Annotated in this window: 7 protein-coding genes; 1 reads left to right on the top strand and 6 read right to left on the bottom strand. The window is 57.4% G+C overall.

Annotation, left to right across the window (positions count from 1 at the left end; genetic code table 11):
* From AA309_RS02145 to AA309_RS02130, 5 genes are all read right to left on the bottom strand, one after another.
* Positions 1 to 188, bottom strand: a 188-nt coding sequence (locus tag AA309_RS02145; RefSeq protein WP_047187347.1) for a hypothetical protein, incomplete at its 3' end; no start/stop codon positions are given.
* Positions 189 to 281: 93 nt separating this feature from the next.
* Positions 282 to 611 carry a DoxX family protein gene (locus tag AA309_RS02140; protein WP_200901924.1) on the bottom strand — a complete coding sequence of 110 codons (330 nt, stop codon included), beginning with the start codon at positions 609 to 611 and terminating at the stop codon, positions 282 to 284.
* Positions 608 to 736, bottom strand: a complete 129-nt coding sequence (locus tag AA309_RS37160) for a hypothetical protein (RefSeq protein WP_280136868.1) — start codon at positions 734 to 736, stop codon at positions 608 to 610. Before AA309_RS37160 ends, AA309_RS02140 begins: the two co-directional genes overlap by 4 nt.
* A 97-nt stretch (positions 737 to 833) precedes the next feature.
* Complete coding sequence (locus AA309_RS02135) at positions 834 to 1238, bottom strand: cupin domain-containing protein (RefSeq protein ID WP_425286844.1); 405 nt, start codon at positions 1236 to 1238, stop codon at positions 834 to 836.
* A gap of 87 nt (positions 1239 to 1325) precedes the next feature.
* Complete coding sequence (locus tag AA309_RS02130) at positions 1326 to 2003, bottom strand: isochorismatase family protein (protein ID WP_047187345.1); 678 nt, start codon at positions 2001 to 2003, stop codon at positions 1326 to 1328.
* Positions 2004 to 2564: 561 nt separating this feature from the next.
* Here AA309_RS02130 and AA309_RS02125 point away from each other — a divergent pair.
* A complete protein-coding gene (locus tag AA309_RS02125; RefSeq protein ID WP_047187344.1) occupies positions 2565 to 2843 on the top strand; it encodes a GNAT family N-acetyltransferase in 279 nt (92 codons plus the stop codon).
* A 77-nt stretch (positions 2844 to 2920) separates the two neighbouring features.
* Here the strand turns inward: AA309_RS02125 and AA309_RS02120 are convergent.
* Positions 2921 to 3094 (bottom strand): pirin-like C-terminal cupin domain-containing protein (locus AA309_RS02120; RefSeq protein WP_047187343.1); only part of this gene is annotated, 174 nt, incomplete at its 5' end.

Here is a 3094-nt window from a genome sequence, read left to right as displayed (position 1 = left end):
AGCGTCATGACCTCCCGTTCGTCCCCGACGGCGACGAATTGTCCATTCCGAATGGCCAAAGCAGTTGCTTCGGGTGCCTGACGATCGAGGGTCGTGATCCTGCCGTTGAACAGGATCAGGTCGGCCGTGCCAGCAGCCACGGCCCCGAGCCCACCAACAACGGGGTGAGCGTTATGGGTCATCGACATGACCGAAGTTCCTGTCTCTTATTCGAGATCGCTCGAGCTTGAGCCCAAGCCCCTGAACGATGACAGACCTGACAATCGCCGACCTACGGCAGCTTAGTGCGCCTGAGACCGCAGCGGCGGTGCACGAACCAATCCTAGCCTTGCATCGATCGAGTATTTGCCCGGTCCCGTCAGATACAGCAGCATGAAGCCGCCGATGATGCTGAAGTTCTTGTAGAAGTTGATCATGTTCGCATAGCGGTCGATCCCTTCCATGCTCCAGTAGGGATGGCCGATGTACGCAGTAGCAAGGCTATAGAGCGCCAGCACCACCGCTAAGGGCCGCGTCCAGATGCCAAGGATGATCGCAATGGACACTACGAACTCGACCACGATCGCCACCAGAGCGGCAATCATCGGCAGGGGAGCGCCGCTCTGCGTCATATAGCGACGGTCCCTGAATAATCACCAAGCTTATCCCAGCCGAATATCAGAAACAGCAGGGCAAGCAGGAAGCGAGCGATCAGAATGACCTCATCCCTAATCCTCTCGGCGCCGAAGTCGTTCATGATCCGCCTCCATGGTGACCGGTTGGTCGCGACCTCCGCGAGACGCCCTTTTGTCGTCCTGCGAGCCCACGCTTTTACTGAGAGTCCGGACGGCTCATCACTTCTTATCCGGGACCGTCAGTTCAGTGTCCACGTCGTCCACAACGAAGACAGCATGGATCTTGGCCGGCTGCGTTTCGCTCGCGTTGGCGCTGACACGATGATGATCGCCGGGCATCTCCGTCCAGTTTTGTCCGGTCTGATAGGTCACTTCAGGTCCTTCGTTGACCTGGCTGCGGACAGCGCCTTCAATGACCGTCGCGTAGATGATTGCGGATTTCGCATGGGTGTGGGACGGCGAATATCCACCTGGTCCATATTCGACCATAACGCCCTTGATGCTCTTGCCAGGGATGCCCGGCAAAGCCCGCTGGTAGACTTCCGTCACTTTCGCGTTCTTGGAGCCAGGAAGCTTTATCCCCTTATCCGGCGAACCGGGTGCTTGGGCATCGGCACTTCCCATGGTCAGCAACAATGCTGTCGCTGCGGCACTCATCATCATTCTCATCGGATATCCTCCGTTTCGGGCTAATGTCATGCACACAGGCTCTTACATGCGGTCCTGGTATTGCTTCTGCGCCGAACCGACGTCCTTGGCCTTCTGATAGCTCTCCATGACGGTCCGATAGTCGGGTGTGGCCACGGTATAGATGTCGGCGATTTCCGCCGCCTCCGGGCGCCTCCAGGTGCGGTGAAGTTCGCAGATCACCGCGTTGGTGGTTATCGGTACGACTCCGGACTGAGCGAACCGGGCAAGGGTTGTGCGGGATGCCATCTGGCTGGGATCACCGGATGCGTCAACAACGGCATAAACGTTGAAGCCTGCGGCCTTGGCATCGAGGGCTGGAAACATGACGCATACGCTCGTCCAGACACCGGCCATGATCAGCGTCTTTTTACCCGTCTTCTCGACGGTCTGGACGAACAGATCGTTGTCCCAGGCATTCACCTCGCCGTTCCGCGGCACGTAGACGGCATGAGGCGCCAGCTCGGCTAACTCCGGCATGAGCGGACCGTTTGGCCCTTCAGGTTCCGAGGCCGTTGTAATGATCGGCAACTTCAGCAGAGTAGCAATTCGGGTAAGCGCCGACACATTGGCGCGAAGTTCGGCGACAGTCACGTCCTTGACCGTCTGAAAGAGACCTGTCTGATGATCGAGCAGGAGCAACGCTGCGTCGTCGACATTCATCAGAGCTTTGCCACCCCCACTGGGCAGAACGTGTCCCATTTTGTGTTCCTTACCTTAAGATTCAGAGAGCCTGCCCCTATCTGAGGGGACATCAATTAGGTCTGTCCCCTCAAAGGGCACTTGTCCGATCTTGGCTCTTTCTACCGATCGCGAAAGCTATCTTCTGGTCTAGACAAGCGGCAGCCCGATTATGCAGCGGCCGAATGGACCTATACCTTGGTATCGGAACCGCTAAACCTTTCTGCCCATGCCCATTGAAACACCAAGCCGTACGTGCGTCGTTGGGGCCGTGACAGGAGTAAAGACAGAATTTTTCTGATCCCGCGTGCGCTATGGCAGGTACCGACGTATTGTCATCTAAAAGCTGATCAACGAGAGCAGATCAGCGCAAGAACAGCACCGGCTTAACTGGCATCGTCGGACCGCATCGGTGCGCCTGAGTGCGAAAAATCGATTACTGACGCTAGAGCATTTTCCGGCGAAGTGGATCCGGTTCGCCGTCAGAAAATGCGGCTCAACAAGGAAGAGAGCCGATTCCACGTAAGGGGAAACGGCTCTAAAGACAGCATTTGCGGTCAGTGTACCAACAGGAGCAAACTTATGGACGACAGCGTCACTGAGAATCCAGCCGCTCACCGCTTTGAGATGGCCGTCGGAGACTCTATTGCGGCAGCCTATTACCGGCTGGAGGATGGCAAGGTCGTTCTCATTCATACCGAAGTGCCCCAACAGCTGTCCGGTCAGGGGATCGGCTCCAAACTGGCAGAAGGGGCGTTCCGGTTGATCCGTGAGAGTGGACGTCAGGCGGTTGTCCGGTGCTCTTTCATGGCGAATTGGGTCAGCCGCCACCCTGAGGTCAACGACCTCGTCGTTGGATGAGCATCATCAGGATCACTTCCGCTCTTGCGCCATGATCAACCCGGTTCAAAACAGTCTCTGTCACCGACAGATCACAGTTATGGATAGCACACCGGTGGAGGCGGCGGCTCGGGCAGCGGGATGAACTCAGCTTCATCCCCTGGCATAGTGTCGAACCGGGCCGCCTTCCAATCGGCTTTCGCCTGCTCGATCCGGTCCTGCCGCGACGAGACGAAATTCCACCAGATGAAGCGCGGGCCGTCCATCGGCTC

It is taken from the genome of Microvirga vignae (genome assembly GCF_001017175.1).
GTDB lineage: Bacteria > Pseudomonadota > Alphaproteobacteria > Rhizobiales > Beijerinckiaceae > Microvirga > Microvirga vignae.
This window is presented reverse-complemented; position numbering and strand designations above follow the sequence as displayed.